The 19,706-nt window shown below is 67.7% G+C and carries 18 protein-coding genes; 9 read left to right on the top strand and 9 right to left on the bottom strand.

Features of this window, described 5'->3' with window-relative positions; all coding sequences use genetic code 11:
* Nucleotides 1–139: 139 nt before the first annotated feature.
* Nucleotides 140–832 carry a thiamine diphosphokinase gene (locus BLV97_RS04030; protein ID WP_035842241.1) on the top strand — a complete coding sequence of 231 codons (693 nt, stop codon included), beginning with the start codon at nt 140–142 and terminating at the stop codon, nt 830–832.
* On the opposite strand, the gene BLV97_RS04035 is transcribed toward BLV97_RS04030, so the two are convergent.
* The 5 genes from BLV97_RS04035 to BLV97_RS04055 form a co-directional block, all read right to left on the bottom strand.
* A complete protein-coding gene (locus BLV97_RS04035) occupies nt 729–1,691 on the bottom strand; it encodes a DMT family transporter (protein WP_051646049.1) in 963 nt (320 codons plus the stop codon). The two genes, BLV97_RS04030 and BLV97_RS04035, sit on opposite strands and share 104 nt — an antisense overlap.
* 63 nt (nt 1,692–1,754) lie before the next feature.
* Complete coding sequence (locus tag BLV97_RS04040) at nt 1,755–2,615, bottom strand: DMT family transporter (RefSeq protein WP_244520961.1); 861 nt, start codon at nt 2,613–2,615, stop codon at nt 1,755–1,757.
* 261 nt (nt 2,616–2,876) lie between these two features.
* Nucleotides 2,877–4,004 (bottom strand): RuBisCO large subunit C-terminal-like domain-containing protein, encoded by a 1,128-nt coding sequence (locus BLV97_RS04045; RefSeq protein WP_035842243.1) that lies wholly within the window; start codon nt 4,002–4,004, stop codon nt 2,877–2,879.
* Nucleotides 4,004–5,008, bottom strand: coding sequence for a transketolase family protein (locus BLV97_RS04050; protein ID WP_035842246.1), 1,005 nt, complete (start codon nt 5,006–5,008; stop codon nt 4,004–4,006). Before BLV97_RS04050 ends, BLV97_RS04045 begins: the two co-directional genes overlap by 1 nt.
* Nucleotides 5,009–5,022: 14 nt before the next feature.
* Entirely contained in the window at nt 5,023–5,949 is a 927-nt protein-coding gene (locus BLV97_RS04055) for a transketolase (protein WP_035842252.1), read from the bottom strand.
* Between the two features lie 384 nt (nt 5,950–6,333).
* Between BLV97_RS04055 and BLV97_RS04060 the strand changes: the two genes are divergently transcribed.
* The 4 genes from BLV97_RS04060 to BLV97_RS04075 all read left to right on the top strand — a co-directional run bounded on the left by BLV97_RS04060 (nt 6,334) and on the right by BLV97_RS04075 (nt 9,860).
* Entirely contained in the window at nt 6,334–6,855 is a 522-nt protein-coding gene (locus tag BLV97_RS04060) for a winged helix DNA-binding protein (RefSeq protein ID WP_092163965.1), read from the top strand.
* Between the two features lie 118 nt (nt 6,856–6,973).
* Nucleotides 6,974–7,945, top strand: coding sequence for a TRAP transporter substrate-binding protein (locus tag BLV97_RS04065; RefSeq protein WP_035842373.1), 972 nt, complete (start codon nt 6,974–6,976; stop codon nt 7,943–7,945).
* Between the two features lie 61 nt (nt 7,946–8,006).
* Nucleotides 8,007–8,555, top strand: coding sequence for a TRAP transporter small permease (locus BLV97_RS04070; RefSeq protein ID WP_035842257.1), 549 nt, complete (start codon nt 8,007–8,009; stop codon nt 8,553–8,555).
* A gap of 9 nt (nt 8,556–8,564) precedes the next feature.
* Nucleotides 8,565–9,860: a TRAP transporter large permease gene (locus tag BLV97_RS04075; RefSeq protein WP_035842376.1), complete on the top strand. Its 1,296-nt coding sequence runs from the start codon at nt 8,565–8,567 to the stop codon at nt 9,858–9,860.
* A gap of 6 nt (nt 9,861–9,866) precedes the next feature.
* On the opposite strand, the gene BLV97_RS04080 is transcribed toward BLV97_RS04075, so the two are convergent.
* Together BLV97_RS04080 and BLV97_RS04085 are read right to left on the bottom strand one after the other, a co-directional pair.
* Nucleotides 9,867–11,300 (bottom strand): sensor histidine kinase, encoded by a 1,434-nt coding sequence (locus BLV97_RS04080; protein ID WP_081825055.1) that lies wholly within the window; start codon nt 11,298–11,300, stop codon nt 9,867–9,869.
* On the bottom strand, nt 11,297–11,971 hold the full coding sequence (locus BLV97_RS04085) for a response regulator (protein ID WP_035842259.1): 675 nt from the start codon (nt 11,969–11,971) through the stop codon (nt 11,297–11,299). Before BLV97_RS04085 ends, BLV97_RS04080 begins: the two co-directional genes overlap by 4 nt.
* Nucleotides 11,972–12,260: 289 nt before the next feature.
* On the opposite strand from BLV97_RS04085, the gene BLV97_RS04090 reads away from it, so the two are divergent.
* From BLV97_RS04090 to BLV97_RS04100, 3 genes are all read left to right on the top strand, one after another.
* A complete protein-coding gene (locus BLV97_RS04090; RefSeq protein ID WP_035842262.1) occupies nt 12,261–14,378 on the top strand; it encodes a bifunctional DedA family/phosphatase PAP2 family protein in 2,118 nt (705 codons plus the stop codon).
* Between the two features lie 143 nt (nt 14,379–14,521).
* Nucleotides 14,522–15,307: a COG4705 family protein gene (locus BLV97_RS04095; protein WP_035842390.1), complete on the top strand. Its 786-nt coding sequence runs from the start codon at nt 14,522–14,524 to the stop codon at nt 15,305–15,307.
* A gap of 237 nt (nt 15,308–15,544) precedes the next feature.
* On the top strand, nt 15,545–16,342 hold the full coding sequence (locus BLV97_RS04100) for a COG4705 family protein (RefSeq protein ID WP_051646050.1): 798 nt from the start codon (nt 15,545–15,547) through the stop codon (nt 16,340–16,342).
* Between the two features lie 21 nt (nt 16,343–16,363).
* Here the strand turns inward: BLV97_RS04100 and BLV97_RS04105 are convergent, their stop codons facing one another.
* Together BLV97_RS04105 and BLV97_RS04110 are read right to left on the bottom strand one after the other, a co-directional pair.
* A complete protein-coding gene (locus BLV97_RS04105) occupies nt 16,364–17,710 on the bottom strand; it encodes an ATP-binding protein (RefSeq protein WP_081825059.1) in 1,347 nt (448 codons plus the stop codon).
* Nucleotides 17,683–18,378, bottom strand: coding sequence for a response regulator (locus BLV97_RS04110; RefSeq protein ID WP_035842265.1), 696 nt, complete (start codon nt 18,376–18,378; stop codon nt 17,683–17,685). Before BLV97_RS04110 ends, BLV97_RS04105 begins: the two co-directional genes overlap by 28 nt.
* A 251-nt stretch (nt 18,379–18,629) precedes the next feature.
* Between BLV97_RS04110 and BLV97_RS04115 the strand changes: the two genes are divergently transcribed.
* Nucleotides 18,630–19,538 (top strand): L,D-transpeptidase, encoded by a 909-nt coding sequence (locus BLV97_RS04115; RefSeq protein WP_051646052.1) that lies wholly within the window; start codon nt 18,630–18,632, stop codon nt 19,536–19,538.
* Nucleotides 19,539–19,706: the final 168 nt, after the last annotated feature.

Genomic DNA, 19,706 nt, shown 5'->3' on the forward strand with positions numbered 1-19,706 from the left:
GGGACACTCGCTTTCTGCCGTTTCCAATTAGCACCACAATACCGTCGTCATGTTCAATTCCGTGGACAGATCGGGGTGTTTTGAAGGATTGATTATGGCCTGAACACCCGGTGACTGCCTTAATTGGACCAATAAACCGATGCGCCGTACATTTGTCGAATCCCAAGATGGACTGATTCTGCTTGGCGCGGGCCCTGTCGGACGGGCGAATTTCAGCGCGGCGCGGGCACTGGCGTCAAGAGTGATCGCCGCCGATGGCGGTGCGCGCAGGGCGCTTGCGCTGGGCGTCATGCCCGAGGCCGTGATCGGTGATCTCGACAGCCTCGATTCGGCGACGCGCGCGGCACTTCCCGAGGGTAGCGTCCACCGTATCGCCGAGCAAGACAGTACGGACTTCGACAAGACCCTGCGCCATATCGCGGCGCCTTTCGTCATCGGGCTGGGGTTCTGGGGCGCGCGGATGGATCACGGCCTGGCGGCGCTGAACGTGCTTGCGCGCCATCCCGACCGGCGCTGCGTGCTGATGGGCGGGCGCGAGGTCTGTTTTCTTTGCCCGCCGGAACTGGATCTGGCGCTGCGCCCCGGAACCCGCGTTTCGCTGTTCCCGCTGGGCCCGGTCGAGGGCGAGAGCGAGGGGCTGGAATGGCCGATCGGGGGGCTGAAATTCGCCCCCGACGGGCGGGTGGGCACCTCGAACCGGGCGCCGACGGGCCGGGTGCGGCTGCGGTTCACGGCGCCGCGGATGCTGGTGATGCTGCCGGCGGGGGCGCTGGAAGCGGCGGTTCGGGCACTGGCGCCGGGTGCCGTGCCGCCAGCCGCTCTCGGTGGATGACGTAAAGGCCCGACGCCACGATCACCGCGATCCCCACCCAGGTCAGCGCATTGGGGAAGTTGCCGAAGACCAGATAGCCAAGCGTGGCGGAGCTGACGATTTCCAGATAATGCAGCGGCGCCAGCGTCGCGGCGGGGGCAAGGCGCAGCCCGAAGCTCATCAGCACATGCGAGAAGGTGGCCGCCGCCCCGACGCCGAAAAGCCAGCCCCAGGCGATGCCCTCGGGGCGCAGCAGCGTAAGATCCGGCAGCCCCAGATCCGAGGTGACCCATAGCACCGGCGCCCAAATCAGCACAGCGGCCATGGCAGTGTGGAACTGCATCTCGACCGGGTGCTGAAGCGGTGCAAGGCGGCGGGTGACGAGGATGTAAAGCGCGAAGCCCACGGCGGTGCCCAGGGGAAACAGCGCGACCGCCCCGAATTCGGCAAAGCTGGGCTGGATCACCAAGAGCGCGCCGCAAAAGCCCACCCCCGAAGCCGCGATCCGGCGCGGGCCGACCTGTTCGCCAAACAGCAGCCAGCCCAGGCCCAGGATGATGAACGGCTCGACGAAGACGATGGCCAACGCGTCGGCGATCGGCATTTCGCGCACCGCCGCGACGAAGCAGTAGGTCGCGAAGATCGACACCGCCGCGCGTATCAGCGTCAGCTTCAGCGCCCGGCCCCGCAGGTGCAGGCTCTGCCCCATCGCCAGCACGATCGGCGCCATCAGGGCGGCCTGCACGGCAAAGCGGGCCAGGGTGATTTCGCCCACCGGCAGGGTTTGCGCGGCCAGTTTCGAGCAGACGTCGATCAGCGGCGCCGCGGCGCAAAAGCCCAGCATGAAGGCGGTACCAAGGGGGATGCGGTCCTGTTGCATGCGCTGGCGGTAGGGCCGGGCGCGCGCCGGGTCGCGCGGGTTTGCGACCTGCGGGTGTCGCAGTCAGGCCGGCTGGGCCAGCGCCATGCGCTCGCGCCACACGATGTAAAGGCCCGAGGCCACGGTCAGCGCGATCCCCACCAGCGCCAGCCGGTCGGGAAAATCGGCGAAGACCAGATAGCCGGTAAGCGTGGCAAAGGGGATTTCCATGTATTGGACGGGGGCGACGGTGGCGGCGGGCGCGTGGCGCAGCGACCAGGTCATGAACAGATGGGCGAAGGTGCCGGTGACGCCCAGCGCCACCAGCAGCGCCCAGGGCTGCGGCGCCGCCAGCATCACACCCGGCGCGGGCAGTCCGAAGGGCGCCACCAGCGCCAGCGGAATCAGCACGAGCGAGGCCATCACCCCGGATGCCGCCTGCAGGCGAAGCGCATCGGCCTCGCGGCTGATCTGGCGGGTCAGCATCATGTAGAGCGCGAAGATCACCGCGACGGCCAGCGGCAGCAGAGCCGCCGGACCGGCCTCGGCGAAGCTGGGCTTGATCACCAGAAGCGTGCCGGCAAAGCCCGCGACGCAGGCCAGCAGGCGGCGGGGGCCGACCTCTTCGCGCAGGAAGAAATGGCTCAGCAGCAGCATCAGGAAGGGTTCGACATAGGCGATGGCGATGGCATTGGCGAGCGGCAGGAAGCGCAGCGCGGTGTACATCGCCCCGATCCCGCCGACCTGCAGCACCGTGCGCAGGGCGTTCAGCACCACGACGCGCGGTCGCATCCGCAGGCTGCCACCCCCCGCCCACAGGATCGGCAGCAAGATCACGGCCTGGAAGGCAAAGCGCAGGGTGATCAGGTGAAACAGCGCAACCTGCCCGCCCAGCACCTTCGCCAGCGCGTCCGCAAGCGTCGCGGTGGCGCAGAAGGCGAGCATCAGAGATATACCGAGAAGCGGACGATCGGGGCGCATCGGCGCACGATAGGCAAGCCGCAAGCGGCGGGCAATGCATAGCCGCGGCCCGAAGACGACGCACCGGCCGGCATTCCCGCGCGAACCTTTCGGGCTGCGGTCCCGGGACCCGATGTCGGGGGCGAATATCCGGGTGTTCCCTTCGGCACCGCGGTGGCCCGGGCAGCCCTTCCGCAATACGGCGTCCGGGTCGCGGCCCGGTGCCGCCGGGGCGGTTGGCGCCGCTCAGCTTCGCGCCTGGTCGGCCCGGTCCAGTTCTGCGCGCATCGCAGCGATGCCTTCGCCGATCCGGGTGCCCAGCCGCAGCAGAGCGCCCCCCAGCAGATAGACCGTATCGGCGCCGTACATCGCGGCCATGTCGGCGGCGCGCGCGACGCTCATGCCGCCGCCGGGGCTGGGCAGCATGGTCAGGCCCGGGCCGCGCGGATCGCGGCAGGCCGCTGCGATCTGGCCACATTCCCCGGCGCTGAAGCCGAAACGGCCGCCGACATTGGGAAACACCGAGATATCCGCCCCCGCGACGCGTTGCAGCGTGCCGAACATCACCCCATGATCGAATCCGGTATCGGGCGACAGCACATGGGGCCCCAGGAAGGCGGGATGTGTCATCACCGGCAGGTTCAGCCAGGGATCGCGCGCGATCCGGGCGACGAGGCCGAAACCCACGAGCCCGGGCATGACCAGAAGGCCATCCACCCCCGCCTGCTTGGCGAAGCGGATATTCGCCTCGGCCTCATCCGGGGCGCCGGCGAGCGAGGCGAAATACAGCGCCTTGCCGCCGGTCTCGGCGTTGGCGCGGGCGATGGCCATGGCGGTCTTCTCGACCCGTTCGCGGAACGGCGCCATCGGCTGATCCATGATCCCGTGATCTTCCTTGATCACGTCGGCCCCCGCCCGGGCGCAAAGATAGCCAAGTTCCGCCAGGGCGTCGGCGTCCAGCCCCTGGGGTTTGAGAACCGGCGCGATCAAACCGCCGCGCGGGCGCCCGCACAATGCCCGGATGCCCTCGATCCCGAAGCGCGGCCCGGGGTGGCGGCGGATCATCTCTTCGCCCGGGTCGATGCCGATCACCCGCAGCCCGCGCTGGATCGAGGAATTGCCGAAGACCACGTTGAGGAATTGCGCCAGTTCCGCCCCCGCGCTGTCGGGCGAATAGCTGATCGAGGCGCGGAAACGGCCCTCGGCCTCGGGGCCGATCTCTTCGACCCGGCCCAGGATCTCTTCGGTGACATAGCCTGCGGGGACCAGATCGCGGGGGATCTCGACCGTCTGTTCCAGGGCGATCTCTTGGGCGCGGGCCTGGGCCTCGGCCTGGCTGTCGGCAAAGATCCGGTAGGTGACGGTGAAGCGCATCACAGGGCCTCGGCCTTGGCCAGGGAATGGACGGCGTCGATGCGGACCTCGTCCAGCGCGGCCTCGTCGATGCCGGTCTGCTGGCCGGTCAGCCGCTCGATCGCGTGCACCAGCGCCTGCGCGTCCAACCCGTAATGGCGCATCAGATAGGGGCGCGAGCCGCCATGCGCATAGGTATCTTGCAGCCCCAGGCGGATCAGCCGCCGCGCCAGGCCCGCCTCGGCCATCGCCTCGGCCACCATCGAGCCGATGCCCCCCGCGACCAGGTGGTTTTCCAGCGTCACCACCCCGTGCCGGACCGAGGCCGCGTGATCGAGGATCTGCGCCGCGTCGAACGGCTTGAGGGTGTTCAGATGCAGATGCCGCACCGACACCCCCGCCGCCCCGAGCGCGCCGCGCGCCCGGATCGCCTCTTCCGTGGTGATGCCTGCGGTGACCACCAGCACGTCGCTGCCCGCCGAGAGCACGCGCATCTGCCCAACCTGCAGCGGCGTATCGAACAGCCGCGGCACCGCGCCCCGCAGCACCCGGCAATAGACCGGGCCGTCGATGCTGTCGGCGGCCGCGACGATATTCTCGACCTCGGTCGCATCGCCGGTTTCCAGCACCGTCATGTTGGGGATCGTGCGCATGACCGAGATATCCTCGATCGCCTGATGGGTCATGCCCCCAGGCGTGGTGATCCCCGGTAGGAACCCCATCAGCCGCACCCTGCGGCGCGGATAGGCGACCGAGGCGACCAACTGGTCATAGGGACGGCGGTAGAGGAACACGCCGAACGTGTGTACGAAGGGCCGGAAGCCCGCCAGCCCCAGCCCGCCGGCGAAGGACAACATGTTCTGTTCGGCCATCCCCATCGACAGGAACTGATCGGGGTGGCGGTCACGGAAGCCGTCGATTTCGCAGCTGGAGGTCAGATCGGCGGACAGGCACAGCACCTCGGGGTGTTGCGGCGCGTAAGCCTCGAAGGCGCGGGCGTAGGGGCGGTTGACCATTTCGACCATTGTCGTCGTCTTCCTCAATGGCTGCAGGCGATTGGGTCGATCCCCAGTTCGGCGGCGATCTCGCGGTTCATCTCGGCGCGCTCGTCGTCGGATTTGAAGCGGACGTAGTGAAGGCGCGGGAAGCGGCGGCGCAGGAAGCTCATGCCCTGGGTGGGCGAGGTATGGGCGAGGATGATCAGCGGCCGCCCGGGGTGCGGTTCCGCCCGGGCCTGGCGCATGGCGTCGAGGTCATGGCCGTCGATCTCGCAGACGACGGCGCCGAAATCGCGCAGCTTGGCGGCGATGTCGCCCACTTCCATCACGCTGTCCATCGCGCCGTCGCATTGCTGGGCGTTCACGTCCATGATCGCCCACAGATTGTCGATGCCGTGAAAGGCGGCGGCCTGGACGGCCTCCCATGTCTGGCCTTCCTGGACCTCGCCATCCGACATGAAGACGCAGACCTCGCCACTGTCGCCGCGGCGCTTGCGGCCCCAGGCGAGGCCCGCGGCGGTGGATAGCCCGATGCCGAGCGTGCCGTTGTGGACCTCCATCCCCGGGCTGTGTTCGGCGCCGATCATCTCGACCGAGGAGCCGTCCTTGTTGAACATCTCCAGCCCTTCGGGGGCCATCCTGCCGGTCTCGATGAGCGTGGCATAGGCGACCAGCGCGTAATGCGCGGGGGCGATGAACAGCCGGTCGAGATGCGGCGCGGCGGGGCCGTTGTAGCCCGCGCCGGTGACATAGCCGGGATTGTCCGCCGCGGGCACGCCCTGAAACGGTTCGGGGATCATCGGCCGGGTCGGCGCGCCCAGGGTCAGCGCCTCGTTGTACAGAAAGGCCAATTGCTCGGCGGCCGAGCACGCCTGGCTGAGATAGCCGCCGTTGTTACGCATCGTGTGCTCGAAGACGCGCCGGCGAATGCCCCGTGCCACCTCTTCCGTCGTCTTGATGTTCTGCACGCTCGGTCCTTGGCGTCCGGGGCTGGGAATGTGATCGCCATCATGCCGCCGACACTGGGGGCTGACAAATGATTAATCGCCCATCATCACGGGTGCGTCGGACCCGTCGCGAACCTGCGCGGACTTTGCCCGCGGCGGCGGGATCATCCGGTCCCGCCGGCCCCGTCGATTCACCCGATCGCGGAAAAACGATTGCAAATCATCGATGTTATGTTGGCATGATCCGAATGTAGGCCCGGACAAAAAGCACGTGCGACGGACGGGGGAAAGGTTGTCCAGCTCGATATGATCCTGCTATCGTTGACGAAACATCGTGGAATTCCGCAAGTTTCGTCGATGATATTGGACACACATCATTTCTTACGGGAGGGATACATGGCGAACATGTCGAAACAGCCGCAGGCGACACCGATCGTCTCCTCTGCGCATCTTGCCGACGGGGACAGCGGCTGGCAGCTGAGCGAACTCGAATACGCCATGACGATGACCTACAACGCCTTCTCGCGCTGGATGATGCATTGCATGAAGGCGGTCGGGCACAATGATTTCAACCCGCTCGACGTGCTGGTGCTGCACAACGTCAACCACCGCGGCAAGGAAAAGCGGCTGGCCGACATCGCCTTCATGCTGAATATCGAGGATACGCATACCGTCAATTATGCGCTCAAGAAGCTGATCAAGGCGGGGCTGATCGACGGGCGCAAGCTGGGCAAGGAGATGTTCTACAGCACCACCCCGCAGGGTCAGGAGGTCTGCCAGGCCTATCGCGATGTGCGCCGGTCCTGCCTGCTTGATACCGCCGGCGCGTCCGAGCGCGACTATGACGAAATCAGCCAGGTCGCGCGGGTTCTTCGGCGCATGTCGGGACTTTACGATCAGGCCTCGCGTTCGGCCGCGTCGCTATAGCCCGGGCGGCCCGCGCAAACGGGCAGGGCGGGGAGACCGAGAACGCATCAAAACGTTGACAGTTCATCAGCGTAATGCAACCGTGCCTCAATAAAGCTTCATCACAGGGAGAATGATCATGGGTTTCTTGAAGAACCTCGGCGGCGCCTGCGCCGTGACGATGGCGCTTGCCGTTCAGGCCCAGGCGCAGAGCTGGGAGATGCCGACGCCCTATCCGGACGCCAACTTCCATACGGTGAACGACCGCGCCTTTGCGGCGGATGTGGCCAAGGCGACCGGCGGCAAGCTGGAAATCAAGATCCATTCGGCGGGGTCGCTGTTCAAGCATCCCGAGATCCCGCGCGCGGTGCGTTCGGGGCAGGTGCAGGTCGGCGAATTCCTGCTGTCGATCCTGAACAACGACAACCCCGTCTTCGGCGCGGATTCGATGCCCTTCCTGGCGACCTCCTACGCCGATGCGGCGAAACTGTGGAAGGCGCAGAAGCCGGTGGTCGAGAAACTGCTGGAAAAGCAGGGGATGATGGTGCTGTATTCGGTGCCGTGGCCGCCGCAGGGGCTTTATACCAAGAAGCCGATCAAATCCGTGAAGGATCTCGCGGGGCTCAAGTTCCGCTCCTATAACGCGACGCTCGACACCTTCGCGCGGCTGGCCGGCGCGTCGCCGACCCAGGTCGAGGTGCCCGATATCCCGCAGGCCTTCACCACCGGCCGGGTCGAGGCGATGATCACCTCGCCCTCGACCGGCGTGAACACCAAGGCCTGGGATTACGTCAGCTACTACACCGACATCCGTGCCTGGCTGCCCAAGAACATCGTCGTCGCCAACAAGCGCGCCTTCGACCACCTGCCCAAGGCCGAGCAGGCCGCCGTTCTGAAGGCCGCGGCCGAAGCGCAGGCCCGTGGCTGGAAGATGAGCGAGCAAGAGACCGTGACCCAGACCAAGGCGTTGAAAGAGCACGGCATGCATGTCGAAAAGCCCAGCCCCGAGCTGGAAGCCGGCCTGAAGAAGATCGGCGCCGAGATGCTGGCGAACTGGAAGAAGAAGGCCGGGGCCTCGGGCGCCGAGCTTCTGAAAGCCTACAATCAGTGATCCGGCTTGGGCGGTCCCACAACGGGGCCGCCCCTTCGCCCTTCGTCCTGGGGAGAGAACGATGCGCAAAGGCCTGGATGCGCTTTATCGGCTAAGCGGCGGTCTGGCCGCCTTTTTCATCGTTGCCATCGTCGTTGTGGTGGTTGTCCAGGTCGGGTTGAACCTGACCGACAAGATCCTGATCGCCACTGGCACTGGCGCGCTGGGGCTGACGATCCCTTCCTATGCGGAACTGACCGGCTACTTCCTGGCGGCCTCGACCTTTCTGGCGCTTGCCTACACGCTGCGCGGGGGCGGGCATATCCGGGTGACGCTGGCGATCCAGTTCCTGCCGCCTCCGCTGCGCCGCGGCATAGAGGCGCTGGCGCTGGCCACGGCGGCCGCGATGACCGGCTTCGCGGCCTGGCACATGGTGCTGTATGTGCACGATTCCTTCAGCTATGGCGACATGTCGTCGGGGATGCTGGCGGTGCCGATCTGGATCCCGCAAACACCGCTGGCGCTGGGGCTGACGATCCTGACCGTCGCCCTTGTCGACGATCTCGTCCAGGTCCTGCTTGGCCGCGCGCCAAGTTTCGAGGGCAAGGACGAAAGCCTGCTAAGCGAATAGGGGTGCATGATGTCGATCTTCCTTCTGTCCGGCATCTTGCTGGCCCTGCTGTTCCTGATGCTTGGCCTGGGGCTGTGGGTCGCGTTCTCGTTGATGGGCCTTGGGGTGGCGGCGATGATGCTGGGCACCTCGGCGCCGCTGGGCACGGTGCTGGCCACCACGATCTGGGGCAATAGCAATTCCTGGGCCCTGGCGGCGCTGCCGCTGTTCATCTGGATGGGAGAGATCCTGTTCCGGTCGCGCCTGTCCGAGGACATGTTCACCGGCCTCGCCCCCTGGATGGAGCGCCTTCCCGGCCGCCTATTGCATGTCAACATCTTCGGATCGGGCATCTTCGCGGCGGTGTCGGGTTCTTCCGCCGCCACCGCCGCCACGATCGGCAAGCTGTCGATCCCGGAACTCAAGCGCCGCGGCTACCCCGAGCGGATGATGATCGGCACGCTGGCGGGATCGGCCACGCTGGGCCTTCTGATCCCGCCCTCGATCATCCTGATCGTCTATGGAGCGGCGACCGAGCAAAGCATCGCCCGGCTGTTCATCGCCGGCGTGCTGCCCGGCATCCTGCTGATCGCGCTGTTCGTGGGCTATGTCGCGATCTGGGGCCTGATGAACGGCGACAAGCTGCCCCAGGCCGACGAACGCCTGCCGCTGGGCGAGAAACTGCGCCGCTCGCGCCGGTTGATCCCGATCGTGGGGCTGATCGCGGGGGTGATCGGGTCGATCTATGCGGGCATCGCCTCACCGACGGATGCGGCGGCGGTCGGCGTGGCGCTGGCGCTGCTGTTGTCGTGGGGGTCGGGCTCTTTGACCCGCCAGACCTTCACCGAAGGGCTGATGAGCGCCACCATGACCTCCTGCATGATTGCTTTCATCCTGGCGGGGGCGGCTTTTCTGACCGTGGCGATGGGCTTTACCGGGATCCCGGCGATGCTGGCGGAATGGATCGGCGGGATGAACCTGTCGCCCTATGCGCTATTGGCGGCGCTGACGGTGTTCTTCGTGATCATGGGCTGTTTCCTGGATGGGATCTCGGTGGTGGTGCTGACGACTTCGGTGATCATGCCGATGGTGGAAAAGGCCGGGATCGACACGATGTGGTTCGGCATCTTCGTTGTGATCGTGGTCGAGATGAGCCAGATCACGCCGCCGGTCGGCTTCAACCTGTTTGTGCTGCAATCGCTGACCGGGCGCAACATCCTGACGGTGGCACGCGCGGCCTTTCCGTTCTTTCTGCTGATGCTGCTGGCGCTGGCGCTGATCGTCATGTTCCCGGGCATCGTGACCTGGCTGCCGAGCAAGATGTAGCGCCGATCAGGCCCCCGGGCGCGCGGAACCGGGCGCGGGAAACCGGGCCCGGACGCACAGCCCCGGGCGCCCGTTTCCGGCGCCGGGGTTGTCGGTAAGATCAAGCCGCGCGCCGTGCAGCCGCATCACTGCCGCCACCAGGCTTAGCCCCAGCCCGCTCCCCTCGCCCTCGCGCGCGCGGTCCAGCCGCACGAAGCGCTGCAAGGCGCGGGCGCGGTCGGCGGCGGCGATGCCGGGGCCGTCATCGCAGACCGACAGCAGGATCTCGCCGGTCGCGGCGTCCGCGATCCGCACCACGATGCGCGCGGGCGCCGAGCAATAGCGAAAGGCGTTCTCGATCAGGTTCGTCAGTGCCTGGGCCAGCATGTCGCGATCGCCCAGGATCGGCGCGGGACCATCGGTTTCGAGCCCCAACTGGTGGCCGGCTTCCTCGGCCACCGGTTCGAGCATCTCGAACACGTCCGCCGCCAGCGCCGCCAGGTCCAGCTTCTGTATTTCGGGCCGGGCGCTGCCGCCTTCGAGCTGGGCGATGCGCAGGACGGCGTTGAAGGCGCGCACCAGGGTTTCGGTCTCGCTGACCGCGCGGGCGATCTCTTGCGCGGCGCCCGACGGCAGATCGTCGCGGCGCAGCAGCGGCTCTAGCCGGTTGCGCAGCCGCGTCAGGGGGGTGCGCAGATCATGGGCGACATCGTTCGACACCTGGCGCAGCCCCTCGATCGACAATTCCAGCTTGTCGAGCGTGACGTTCAGCGAACTGGCAATGCGGCCGATATCGTCGTCGCCGGCGTCCAGCGTCCGGCGGCTCAGGTCACCCTCGGCCGCGGCGTCGAGCACGGCGTTGATGCGGCCGATGCGTTCCTCGCTGCGCCGCGCCAGCAGTGCGGCCACCCCGATCGACAGCAGCAGCGCCGTGCCCAGCCCCCAGCCGATCGACTGCACCAGGACCTCGCGGCTGTCGTCGATCCAGACGGTATCGCGCCCCGCCACGATCCAGGATTTTCCGACCTTGATGCCATAGGCGGCGAAGCTGTGGTCGCGTTCGTCGGGCTCGGCGGACAGAAGCTTCATGTCGTGCCCGCCGCGCAGGATCTTCGGCCCGGTGAACGGGGTGGGGGGCGACATGTTGCCGGCGCGCTCTTGGCCATCGGGCCCGACGAAGAGATAAAGGCTGTAGTGGTCGTCGACCGCCGCCGTATAGCCGCCGATCCGCCGGCTGAGCGCGTCTGGGCCGTCCTGGCGCAGCGATTGCGCCAGCCCTTCGGCCAGCTGCCGCGCCTGATCCGCCAGGCGGCCGCGCAACTCCTCGGTCAGCACCGCGAAGGAAACCGCCCCCGCCAGCAGGATCGCGCAAGTGAAAACCACCGTCAGCCGCATCGCAAGGCGTAGTGCCGAGGACCGGCGGATCGCCTCGAACGGCGCGGGGCGGGGTGGCAGGGTCATGACTTCAGGACATAACCGCTGCCGCGCAGCGTATGCAGCAATGGCTTGTCGAAGGGCTTGTCGATCTTGGCGCGCAGGCGGCTGATATGGGTCTCGACCACGCTGGTCTGGGGGTCGAAGTGGAAATCCCACACCGCTTCGAGCAACATGGTGCGGGTCTGGACCCGGCCCGCGCGGCGCATCAGATGTTCGAGCAGCCGGAATTCGCGCGGCTGCAGCTCGATCTCTTGGTCGGCGCGGGTGACGCGGCGCGCCAGCAGATCCATGCGCAGATCGCCCACCGTCAGCGCCGTATCGGGGGCTTCCGAGACATGCGGCCGCCGAGCCAGCGCCGCCACCCGGGCCGACAGCTCGGCAAAGGCGAAAGGCTTTACAAGGTAGTCGTCCGCCCCCGCCTGAAGCCCATCGACCCGGTCGCTGACGCCATCGAGCGCGGTCAGCATCAAGACCGGCGCCCGGAAGCGCGCGGCCCGAAGCGCCTTGACCAGCGACAGACCGTCGAGCCCGGGCATCATGCGATCGGTGATCAGCAGGTCATAGGGTTGCATCGTGGCGCGCACCAGCGCGTCCTGACCATCACCGACCAGATCGACGCTGTGGCCCTCGGCGTTCAGCCCGTCGCGGATATAGGCGGCGGTCTGGGGATCGTCCTCGGCCAGCAAGATCTTCATCATTCGCTCCTGGCCCGATATGCCCTGGGCCTGCTCAATCTGCTTGCCCGCAGGGAAGGGTGCGGGTCAAGCCCCGCGCGGCCCCCGATATCGCCGAGGCGGCTTACCGGCGCATCGGGTGCGTCTTACGGATGCGTAAGAAAGGGCGGCCGGGCCGGCGCGCGATGGGTGCGCGCCAGATCCGTCTGTCCTCTGCGCCCCGCCGGGCGTGTGGGGTTGAACCGCGGTGTGCGACGGATCATCTGTAGTCGCAGGCGATGGCCGCCCCTGCCTTGTTCACGGACCCTCGATGCCCCATTCGCTTGATCAACTGCTTCCCTCGCTGCAATCACTGGGGGCGTGGTCCTACTGGATCATCGGCCTGGGTTCGATGCTGGAGGCCTTCTTCCTGACCGGCGTTGTCGTTCCCGGCACGCTGGCGGTCGATGCCGCGGGGATCCTGGCGCAGCGCGGGTTCCTGAATGTGTTCGATCTGTTCTGGTTCGTCGCGATCGGGTCCATCCTGGGCGGAGAACTGGGCTATTGGACCGGGCGCTGGGGCAGCCGCAGGATCTTCACGCATTTCGATCCGGGCCGATCGCGCGCCTTCCGCCGCGCCCAGGACCTGTTCGAGCGCCGGGGCGGACTGGCGCTGGTGCTGGGGCGGCTGTTGGGGCCGGTGGCGGGCTTTGTGCCGCTGGCGGCGGCGGTGGCCGGCATGGCGCCGCGCCGGTTTCGTATCTGGAACGTGATCGGGGCGCTGCCCTATGCGGCGATCCACCTCAGCCTGGGCTATTTCTTCGGCGACATCTTTGCCCGGATCGGCCCTGCCGCCACGCGCCTTGCGCTGTTCGCGGCCGCCGCCGCCGCGATCCTGGCCGTGCTGGCCTACATGGTCGTGCGGATCGAGCGCCACCTGCCGTCGCTTCTGTCCGTGGCCGCGGCCTATCTGGAGGCGCTGGCGCAGCTGGCGCCGGTTCAGGCCTGGCGGGGGCGCCACCCACGGCTGGCCGCTTTCCTGGCGCGTCGGCTGGACCGAGGGCAGTTTCTTGGCCTGCCGGCGACGTTGATCGCGCTGGCCTTCGGCTATGTCTTGCTGATCTATCTGGGGTCGGTGCTGGATTTCCTGATGGCGGCGCCGATCGTTCAGGCGGACAAGAACATCGCCGCCCTGATGCATGTCTTCCGCAATCCGCTGCTGATCCGGCTGGCGGCGATCGTCACCGCCTTCGGCATCTGGCAAAGCGTCAGCCTGGTCCTGGTCGCCGCGCTGGCGACATTGCTGCTGGCGCGGCGTGGGCCGCTGGCGGCGGGGCTGGCCGCGGCGGTGGCGGGCAATGTGGTGTCGGTGGCGGTGCTGAAGCTTGCCTTCCACCGCACGCGGCCCGAATTCGCCTATTTCGTCGAAGGTACCAACAGCTTTCCCAGCGGCCATGCAGCGATCTCGGTCGCGCTTTACGGGATGCTGGCCTATATCGCCTGGCGCCTGCGCCTGCTGGGGCCGATCACGGCTGCCCTGCTGGCGCTGCTGGCGGCCTTTCTGATCGGGCTGAGCCGGCTTTATCTGATCGAGCATTACCTCAGCGACGTGCTGAACGGCTATCTGGTGGGGGCGATGTGGCTGCTGATCGGCATTTCGGTCGCCGAATGGCTGCAGACCCGGGCCGAGGCCGCCGGCGCCGCGCCGCCGGGCCGGGCGGAGCGCGCCGCGAAATCCCCGCGCCGCTGGCTTGCACCGGGGATGTGGGCGCTGGCACTGCTGGGAAGCCTGTGGGTGTCGGCCAGCTACCACAAGGCGCTGACCCCGCCGCTGGCGCCGGAAAAGATCGCGACCGTCAGTGATCTGCCGGGGTTCTTCGCGGCCACCGGCGCGCCTGGACGGATCGACAGTATCGACGGCTCGCCCCTCGCGCCGGTCAACCTGATCCTCGTGGCCCGCGACCGCGACGCGCTGCAGCGGGCGCTGGCCGCGGCCCGCTATGCGCCCACCGAACCCGCGACTCTGTCCTCGATCCTGAGCGCCGCCATGGCCGAGGCGACGGGCAAACCCGATCCGCGCGCGCCCGCGATGCCCGCCTTCTGGAACTCGATCCCCAGCGCCATGACCTATGTCGCGCAGGTCCCGCCCGCGGGGCCGCAGGCCAGGGCCGGGTTGCGCCACCTGCTGCGGGTCTGGCCCACGCGGTGGCGCGATGCCCAGGGGCGGCAGATCTTCGTCGCCACCGCAAGTTTCGACGACGCCCAGATTTGGGAGGCATCCGAGCAGATGGATCCGCACACCGACCGGGATCGCGACGCGCTGGTCGCGGCGTTGCGCGCGGCGGGGCAGGTCGAAAGCGCCGAACCGGCGCCGCTGCCGAAAGCCGACGGCAGCCTGCGCGGCCATTGGCAATCGGACGGCGTCGCGACGGTCCTGATCCTGCGCTAAAGCCGTGGCACGCGCCGGGGCCGTGGCCGGGGTGGGTGCGGTCGCTTACCGATCGGTATGGCGCCGGAAAGGGGCGTGACAATCCCCGTGGGCATCTTCGCGGGCACGGCCAGAAGCCGAGCGCAGAGATGGAGCAAGACAACATGACCGCCACGACCCGCCCCGACCGGATCCCCAACCGCGTGCCGCAGGTCACCTGGGATTTCTGGGTGATCAAGCTTCTGGCCGTGACCGTGGGCGAAACCGCCGCGGATTTCCTGAGCCAGACCCTGGGCCTGGGCCTGCCGCTGACCTCGCTGCTGATGAGCGCCGTCCTGGTGCTGTCGCTGATCTGGCAGTTCCGCCAGAAAGCCTATGTGCCGATGGTCTACTGGACCGCCGTGGTGTTGATCAGCATCGTCGGCACGCTGATTTCGGACAATCTGGTTGATAACCTGGGCTTTCCGCTGTCCTTCACCACCCCGGTCTTCGCCGCCGCGTTGGCGGCCACCTTCATCGCCTGGTACGCGGTAGAGCGGACGCTGTCGATCCACGCCATCTTCACCTTCCGGCGCGAGGCCTTCTACTGGCTCGCGATCCTGTTCACCTTCGCGTTGGGCACCTCGGCGGGGGATCAGCTTTCGGAAGGGCTGGGGCTGGGCTACCTGACCGCGGGCGCCGTCTATGGTGCGGTGATCGCGGTGATCGCGGGGGCTTTCTATGCCGGGTGGATGAACGGGGTCCTGGCCTTCTGGCTGGCCTATATCCTGACCCGGCCGATGGGGGCCTCGTTCGGCGATTACCTGTCGCAGCCGTTGGCCGACGGCGGGCTGGGCCTGGGCACGGTGGGCACCAGCGCGCTGTTCCTGACCGCGATCGCGGCGACGGTGGTCTACATGAGCCTAAGCCACGACGGTGAGGAAGCCGCGCAGTCCTCGCCGCGGGGCTGAGGCGGACCGCGCGGCGGCCCGGCACGGCCGCGCCGCCGCGCCGGGCTGCCGCCCAAGAAACCCGCACACACGCCGCCTTGACGACTTCGTCAGCTCACGCCCTCTTCATCGCCCGAGCGCGGAAAAGCCGTTAGGCAGGGTCCCGCGCCCAGCACCCCACCCCGGGGGCCGCCCGCTGCCCCGCGCGACCCGCGGGGCATGGCGCGCATGGGGACAGGAAGCAGACGAAAGCCCGCCATGACCGATACCGCGCTTGCCGCCCTATCCGCGGCCCCGCCGCACCGCAGCCCGGCCTCGAAGGTGCCCCAGGTGGCGCTGATCTTCTGGGTCGTGAAGATCCTCACCACCGGGATGGGCGAGACGACCTCGGATTTCCTGGCCCATCACATCTATCCGCCGATTGCCGTCATCATCGGCTTTCTCGGGCTGATTGCCGCGCTGGCGCTGCAACTGGCCGCGCCGCGCTACAACGCCTGGATCTACTGGCTGGCGGTGGTGATGGTCAGCATCTTCGGCACCATGGCCGCCGATGTGCTGCATGTGGGGCTTGGCATTCCCTATGTCGTGTCGACCACGTCCTTCGCGATCTCGCTGGCATTGATCCTGTGGCTTTGGCACCGGGTCGAGGGCACGTTGGCGATTCATTCGATCCATTCGCGCCGGCGAGAGCTGTTCTACTGGGCGACGGTGCTGGCCACCTTCGCGCTGGGCACCGCGGCGGGCGACATGACGGCGACCAGCCTGGGCCTTGGCTATCTTGATTCGGGGGTGATGTTCACCGGCATCTTCATGCTGCCCGCGCTGGCCTATTGGCGGCTTGGCCTGCCCGAAGTGCCCGCCTTCTGGTTCGCCTATATCGTGACCCGGCCGCTGGGGGCCTCGTTCTCGGACTGGATGGGCGTGAACCACGCGCGCGGCGGCCTGGCCTGGGGGACAGGGCCGGTCAGCCTGACGCTGGCGGCGCTGATCGTGCTGTGCGTGGGCTATCTTGCGGTCAGCCGCTGCGATGTCGAGCCCGAGCCCGAACGTAAGTGACGGCGATGGCAGGGGCGGTGTTCAGGCCTCACCCGTCAGCAGGCCCTGGCCCGAGCGGGGGTGCAGATGCACCCTTGCGTGGTGGCCATCCTCGGCCATGACGAATTCCACCTCCGCGCCGATCTGATCGAGGGCCTGGCGTACGATCGCCAGGCCCAGCCCCGTGCCGTCGTCGCGGTTGGCGCCCTTGGCGAACTTCTGGAACAGCCGCGCGCGCAGGCTGTCGGGAATGCCGGTTCCCCCGTCGCGGATATCGATGGTATCCGGCGTCGTGTGCAGCTCGACCGTGCCGCCCGGCGGCGTTGCCTGAAGTGCGTTCTCGACCAGATTGCGCAACACCACCGCCAGCACCAGCCCGTCGGAGACCTCGCCATCGGGGCCGGGAATCAGCCGCAGGGTGACCTGGCGCGCCTCGGCGAAGAAGGCCAGTTCGGTGACCACCGACCGCGCGACATTGCCGGTGCGCGCGGGGGTGCCGCCGGCCTCGGTCTGGCCGACGCGGGCCAGTTCCAGCAATTGCCGCACCGCGCGATCGGTGCGGGTGACGGAGCGTTCCATCACCTCCAGCGCATGGCGGCGGGTGTCCTCGTCCTCGGCTCGCAGGGCAATCTGCGCCTGCATCTTCAGCCCGGCAAGCGGGGTTTTCAGCTCATGCGCGGCGAAGGCGATGAAGTCGCGCTCATGCTCGCGATGGGCGCGCACCCTGGCCAGCAGCGCATCGAGCGCGCGGCGCACGGGCAGGATCTCTCGCGAGGTAGGGCCGTCGGGCAGGGGCGACAGATCGCTCGCGCCGCGTGCCCTGAGCCCCGCCGCGAGATGATCGAGCGGCGCAAGACCCCGGGCGGTGGCGAACCAGATCAGCAGCGCCAGCACCGGCAGCACCACGGCCGCGGGCATCAGCACGCTGCGAATCACCGCCTGCACCAGCCCCTCGCGCACGGCGATGGAATCGCCCACGCTGACGCGTAGTCCCAGCCGCTGGTTCACCGCCGTGTAGACGCGCCATTTCTCGCCGTCGATCATCCGCTCGGAAAAGCCGGTCTGTCCCGGGCTGGACATCGCCTCGACCGGTGCGGCCCCGGACTGGCCTACGAGAAGGCCCTGCAATGTCCAGATCTGGCAGGACAATTCCCGCTTGTAGTCTGACGAAGGCGGCATCGGAACGGCGACCGGCCGGCCCTGGGGGTCCAGCTTGATGCGATGGTCGGATAACAGCGAAGAGACCATCCGCGCGGCCTCGACCAGCCGCGCATCCAGGACCCGTTCGACCTGGGCGCGGGTCGAGCGATCGATCACCACGATGGCCGAAACCCAGACCAGCAGGGTCGCGGTGACCAGGATCAGGAAAAGGCGGAGGCGGATGGAGATGCGGGCGACCCCGGCGCGGGCACGCGGTAGCCGATGCCGCGCACGGTTTCGATGAAGGACCGGCCAAGCTTGGCACGGAGATGATGAACATGCACCTCGACGGCATTGCTTTCGATCTCGTCGTCCCAGCCGTAAAGCCGGTCTTCGAGGTCGCGCTTCGACAGGATGCGGCCGGGCCATTCGACCAAGGCGTGCAGCAGCGCGAATTCACGCCGCGACAGGCTCAGCGGCACCTCGGCCAGCTGCGCCCGCCGCCCCGAGGGATCGAGCCGCAACGCGCCATATTCGATCCACTGCGCCGAGCGCCCCTGACCGCGCCGGATCAGCACCCGCAGCCGGGCGGCCAGTTCATCCAGGTCGAAGGGCTTGCCCATGTAATCGTCGGCGCCCGCGTCCAGCCCGGCGACCCGCTCGCGCGTCTGGTCGCGGGCGGTCAGCACCAGCACCGGCACCTGTGCGCCCTTGCGGCGCAGATCCTGCAGCAGCGTCAGCCCCGATCCGTCGGGCAGCATCAGATCCAGCACCATCGCCGCATAGGGCGCGGTTTCCAGCGCCGCGCGCGCGTCTTCGACGCCACTGACATGATCGGGCGTGAACCCCGCCAGTCGAAGCCCCACGCGCAGGCCGTCGGCCAACACCTCGTCGTCCTCGACCACAAGAATCCGCATTGCGTCTCCGTCTCGCACGGGCGTTACCTCCGGCGCCGAATGTGCCGGTCAAGCTTAAGACTGTCTTAAGAATCGAAAGCAAAAGTGCAAGCGCTGATGACCTAGGCGCGCCCGGGCCGCGGGCGCCATACGGGCCGGCATGGGCCGGTCCCTTCCACCAAGCAGGGGATCGCGACGACCGGGGCCAGGGGCTGGGGACCGAAGCCGATGGCGGCGCCTCCCGCAGAAGAAAGACGAAGAAAGGACCCCGGATGAACTTGAAATCAAGGACTGCACTCGTCACCCGCCGTCATACGCTGCGCGCGCTTGGCGCGCTGGCGGTCACCGGTTCGCTTGGGGCCTGCGCCGCCCGCCCCGGGGCGGTCAGCAAGGCGGCGGCGGATCCGGTCGCGCTGCAGGACCCGACGCCCTCGGCCGCGACGCTGGCACGCTATCAGCAGATGCAGGATCACGGCTACACGATCGTGGCGGTGGAACCGGGGTATCTGACCGGGTCGAACCCGCGCGCGCTGATCTATTACGAAGGGTCCGAGCCGGTGGGCTCGATCGTCGTCGATCCCTATGCGCGCCGTCTCTATCTGCCGATCGGCCAGGGCCTGGCGATCCGCTACGGCTGCGCTGTGGGCAAGCAGGGCACGACCTTTTCCGGAAACGGCGTGATCGAGCGCAAGGTGGAATGGCCGAGCTGGGCGCCGACGCTGAACATGATCCGCACCGAACCCGAGGTCTATACCGACTATGCCCAAGGGGTGCTGGGCGGGCCGCAGAACCCGCTGGGGGCGCGGGCGCTATATCTTTACCGCAACGGCAAGGATACCTACTACCGCATCCACGGCACCAACAACCCCTCGACCATCGGGCGGGCGACCTCGGCCGGTTGCATCCGGCTATTCGACCAGGATGTCATCAACTTGTACAAACGGGTGCCCCTGGGTACCGATGTCCATGTCCGCACCCCCGAGGAATCCGCGGCGATGGTCGGTCCGCTGAAGTCGGGTTACCGCGGCTATGTCATCCCGGTGCATGACCCCGAGGTGGTGATCCACGGCCCCGAGGCCAATGCGATCCTCGACACCAGCGCGCCGGGCGACGACCCCGCGATCGCCGCCGCCGCCGCCCAGATCGCGGCCCAGCCGCGCCCGGCGAAAGCCTCGGCCTGAGGGGCAGGGCGGTCAGCTCCCGAAGGTTAAAGTGCACTTCGGCCCCCGTCGCCATCTCCCCTCGGGTGGCAACGCAGAGGGAGTATTTTCGCCAAGATGAAGAGCAAATGATCGCTCATTTGTTTTCACTTTGGCGCAAATCTCCCCGGGGTGGAGGCGGCAGAGCCC

Origin of the sequence: Allgaiera indica, assembly GCF_900106675.1 — a bacterium.
GTDB classification, from domain to species: Bacteria; Pseudomonadota; Alphaproteobacteria; order Rhodobacterales; family Rhodobacteraceae; genus Acidimangrovimonas; species Acidimangrovimonas indica.